Below are 3611 nucleotides of genomic sequence, written 5' to 3' on the forward strand. Positions count from 1 at the left end.
TCCTTCCCCCTTCCCCCTTCCCCCTTCTCCCTTCTTCCTTCCCCCTTCCCCCTTCTTCTTCCTTCTCCCTTCCCCCTTCTTCTTCCTTCTTCCTTCTTCCTTCTTCCTTACCTTCCCTTCCCTTCCCTATAAAAGACCGATGCTACCGGACATGATATCAGGACTTACGCAGAGCCACCTTATATCAAATCCGCTTAATTCGGTAGAAAAAAATGTTCTATTTTCAACTATTACCAAAACTGCCCACACTTCCCACACCTCCCACCCTTCCCATACCTCCCACACTTCCCAAACTTCCCATACTCTTTTTACACCGATACTACCGGATTTGATATTATTTGTTAGGGGCAAATGCCATTTGTCCCTTACGAAATTGAGCGATCGCTTCCCAAACTACTCCCCAAATAATCTCTCGACTGAAACCTCCAGTTCCCTAAACGCCAACGGTAGAATAGCCTTTTCCCAAGTCTCGCGCTTTCTCAAATCACCATATTTTTCCCTAATCTCTAAGCGAGAGATACCCAACCGTTTAAAAAACTTGCGGTATTGCTCAATCGTCTGGGGGTGCGTCATAATATCTTTGATTTGTCACTGAATGTTCTTGTAATAAAAGGTTGAGGTCATTAGTCCATGCAGCCTCTACCTCTGGGCTAGCTGGTTCTACTTTAGTATTTTCACTAGGCTCAGAGTCTTCTGGTTCTGGGTCTAAATCTTTTTCACCCCCTAAATAATCTTTAACAACTTCGCGTAGTAATTCTTGGGTAGATTTACCCATGTCTTTAGCCTTTTTGGCCAACTTATCCCAGTCACTTCTGGGAATTTTGGCATTAGCCATTGGTTTTAACTCCTCCCCAGTCACAGTTCTTTCTATATAGTTAGCAGTTAAAGGTTTCCCCTCAGATTTGGAAGTTTCCAGCACTTTTTCCCAACAACTAACAGTCTCATCACACTCTTGGGACACTCGACGGGCTGAACTTCTCAAAGATTGGGCCTGGCTTACATTGTCCGGTAATTCTGTAAAACCTTCCGTCAGCAAACGCCAAGCAGTTTGAGCAGCTTCAATGGTTTTTTTGGCGTAAAAAATGGGTTTTTTTAACCGTTTCTCACAGTATTGTTTGAAAGATTTAAAGCCTATTTGCTCGTACCATTTGTAAAGCTGAAAAGCCTTCAAAATCATGCCCTCTTTGATGTAGGAGTATCTAGCCCCTATCATTTCTCGCTCTAATATGGCGATCGCCTCATCCTCACCTTTCCATGTTTCATCCCAAAATAATTCGAGCCAAGTATTCACGAAAGTATCAGCCCAACTAGGGAATTCCATTTCAGATGTAGGCATTTCAAAGCCGTGGTTAAAAATGTTGCCGATCATTGGTCAAGAGTGTGAGTTTTAGTTTTTAAGGAAGGGAAGTTGGGAAAAGAAGGAGAATACCGCCCAACTTTCGGATACGGATACCGATTCGATGTCAATTAAGAAGAGTTATTGTTTGTTTGAAGAACGCTTCACAATATTGATAGTTGGTTTGGGCTTCACCTCCTGGAAATTATATCCGGAATGTATTAATTTCTATATTATCATCTGGATAGAATAAGTCAAGTAGTTCAGATAAAATTTTTCTATCTGTATACAATGACCAAAAAAACAAATGGCCAGACAACCAAATTACGAGGAGAGAAAGACAAGCCTGGAGATAAGCTTGACTCCCAAGGCGAAGATAAGATTAGGGCAGATGGCTCAAGCATTGGGTTTGAGTCGGAGCGAACTAATAGAACAGTGGGTCCGACAAGAATCTTTACCAGGGAGGAACGTGAAGCTTTTGGGAAAATCCTTGAGCAACTTCAAGAGTTGCAGCGCGAACATATCAAATATGTAGAATCTCATAGTGATAGATTAATACAAAGACTTAAGGAGAATCACGAACACAAGTCAACAGTTTTGGGGAAAATGAGTGCTTTAGAAGAGGAAGTAGTCAGAATTTTGGGTGGAGAACTGGAACATTCAGCAGTTCCCAACACAGAAGAAGAGTAAAATCAGGGTGCCGATCGCAGCAATGCGGTCGGCTTTTAAATGCGATGATTTTCATCGCGAAATAAAATAACTTCTGACTAATATGGCGATCGCCTCATCCTCACCTTTCCATGTTTCATCCCAAAATAATTCGAGCCAAGTATTCACAAAAGTATCAGCCCAACTAGGTAATTCCATGTCAGATGTAGGCATTTCAAAGCCGTGGTTAAAAATGTTGCTTATCATTGGTCAAGAGTGTGAGTTTTAGTTTCCAAGGAAGGGAAGTTGGGAAAAGAAGGAGAATACCGACCAACTTCCAGAGGTAAATACCGATTCGATGTCAAATGAAAATAACCATTAATGAATCTAAGAACACTTCACAATGTTAATGATTGGGTTGAGCCTCACCCACTTATTTTAAAGCGCTTATTTTTATTATTTTCATAATATAAAGCGCTCATAATTCTGTCAAGTAGTTAAGTAAAATATTTTTAAGTGCTTACTATGGGCAAAGAAAAAGTAAATGGGAAGAAAAACCAAATACCTTCACAAGAAGGAGCAATTAAACTTGACGGTCACTCCAGAAACAAAGGAACGACTACAACATATCGCAGTGGCACTGAATATCAGCCGAAGCGAATTGATAGAGAAGTGGACAACCGCGTGGGACGAGCTTCAATCTATTGGATTATTGGGGGAATCCTTGGCCTGTTCCGGGAAGCAATGAAGGACGCTATTGATTATGTAGATACTCATGGCGAACTATTGGAACAAAGGTTGGAGGAACACAAGCAAAAAAAGGCCAACCTTTTAGACAAATTCACTGCTTTGGAAACAGAAATTATCCACCTTTTGGAACAGGTCAAAGATCATCCAGACAATTCGCACTTAGAAGAAGAGTAAAATCAGGGTGCCGATCGCAGCAATGCGGTCGGCTTTTAACAAGCTATCAGCTATCAGCTATCAGCATTCAGCTATTAGCTAAAATCGGCGGGTTTAAGTCCCCCAAAAGAGCTTGAAAAATTAGTGGTGTGCGTTGATGGGGGTTTGAATCCCCCATCATACGCCTTGAGAGCTGATGGCTGACCGCTGACCGCTNAAATTAGTGGTGTGCGTTGATGGGGGTTTGAATCCCCCATCATACGCCTTGAGAGCTGATGGCTGACCGCTGACCGCTGACTGCTATTTTAAATGCGATGAAAATCATCGCGAAATAAAATAACTTCTGACTTCTTTAACTCTCAATATAACTATCAATAACTTTGATAATATTAACCCCCGTTAATTTCACATAATTATCCATATATCTATTACCAGGAGTAAGCACTGGCAAATTTTTTCTATAAATAGGCAGCCAAAACTCACTATTTATACTCCAACTTCTGACAGTCTTTTTATTATTTTCCAGATAATTTTGAATCAGATATTCATAGACAAATTGTTTTCTAATACTTCTACTTTTAATTTCTTCTCGGTTTCCTGGATTGAGATAATAGTCAAAGTTGGCATATTTAATATCAATGATTTGGAGAGAAATTTTGCTCATAATTTTTTTCAGGAAATTCCCAAAACTTTGATTAATTTCTTTGAGAGACCGGAGTCTATC

General features: G+C 40.4%; 7 protein-coding genes. 4 read left to right on the top strand and 3 right to left on the bottom strand.

Going from position 1 to position 3611, the window contains the following annotated elements:
• Positions 1–550: 550 nt before the first annotated feature.
• The gene (locus AFK68_RS05810) at positions 551–1336 is read right to left on the bottom strand and encodes a hypothetical protein (RefSeq protein WP_143437580.1); all 786 of its coding nucleotides are present in this window, start codon (positions 1334–1336) and stop codon (positions 551–553) included.
• A 391-nt stretch (positions 1337–1727) separates the two neighbouring features.
• Here AFK68_RS05810 and AFK68_RS44340 point away from each other — a divergent pair, with 391 nt between their 5' ends.
• Both AFK68_RS44340 and AFK68_RS44345 read left to right on the top strand, forming a co-directional pair.
• Complete coding sequence (locus AFK68_RS44340) at positions 1728–1871, top strand: hypothetical protein (RefSeq protein ID WP_371357250.1); 144 nt, start codon at positions 1728–1730, stop codon at positions 1869–1871.
• The gene (locus AFK68_RS44345) at positions 1844–2026 is read left to right on the top strand and encodes a hypothetical protein (RefSeq protein ID WP_143437583.1); all 183 of its coding nucleotides are present in this window, start codon (positions 1844–1846) and stop codon (positions 2024–2026) included. Before AFK68_RS44340 ends, AFK68_RS44345 begins: the two co-directional genes overlap by 28 nt.
• Before the next feature lie 51 nt (positions 2027–2077).
• Here the strand turns inward: AFK68_RS44345 and AFK68_RS36330 are convergent, their stop codons facing one another.
• Complete coding sequence (locus AFK68_RS36330) at positions 2078–2218, bottom strand: hypothetical protein (protein WP_168186336.1); 141 nt, start codon at positions 2216–2218, stop codon at positions 2078–2080.
• A gap of 310 nt (positions 2219–2528) precedes the next feature.
• On the opposite strand from AFK68_RS36330, the gene AFK68_RS44350 reads away from it, so the two are divergent.
• Complete coding sequence (locus AFK68_RS44350) at positions 2529–2732, top strand: ribbon-helix-helix domain-containing protein (RefSeq protein ID WP_143437585.1); 204 nt, start codon at positions 2529–2531, stop codon at positions 2730–2732.
• The gene (locus tag AFK68_RS44355) at positions 2729–2908 is read left to right on the top strand and encodes a hypothetical protein (RefSeq protein WP_143437587.1); all 180 of its coding nucleotides are present in this window, start codon (positions 2729–2731) and stop codon (positions 2906–2908) included. Before AFK68_RS44350 ends, AFK68_RS44355 begins: the two co-directional genes overlap by 4 nt.
• Before the next feature lie 331 nt (positions 2909–3239).
• Here the strand turns inward: AFK68_RS44355 and AFK68_RS05825 are convergent.
• The coding region (locus tag AFK68_RS05825; protein ID WP_210407251.1) for a hypothetical protein at positions 3240–3611 on the bottom strand (372 nt) is incomplete at its 5' end.

It is taken from the genome of Hydrocoleum sp. CS-953 (assembly GCF_002260545.1).
In the GTDB taxonomy this organism is placed as follows: Bacteria; Cyanobacteriota; Cyanobacteriia; order Cyanobacteriales; family Microcoleaceae; genus Trichodesmium.

What these genes read in the sequence shown, in the direction of transcription:
- AFK68_RS44350 (WP_143437585.1), top strand. Translation starts at nt 2,529, where the DNA reads ATGGGAAGAAAAACCAAATACCTTCACAAGAAGGAGCAATTAAACTTG.
- AFK68_RS44340 (WP_371357250.1), top strand. Translation starts at nt 1,728, where the DNA reads ATGGCTCAAGCATTGGGTTTGAGTCGGAGCGAACTAATAGAACAGTGG.
- AFK68_RS05810 (WP_143437580.1), bottom strand. Translation starts at nt 1,336, where the DNA reads ATGCCTACATCTGAAATGGAATTCCCTAGTTGGGCTGATACTTTCGTG.
- AFK68_RS44355 (WP_143437587.1), top strand. Translation starts at nt 2,729, where the DNA reads ATGAAGGACGCTATTGATTATGTAGATACTCATGGCGAACTATTGGAA.
- AFK68_RS36330 (WP_168186336.1), bottom strand. Translation starts at nt 2,218, where the DNA reads ATGCCTACATCTGACATGGAATTACCTAGTTGGGCTGATACTTTTGTG.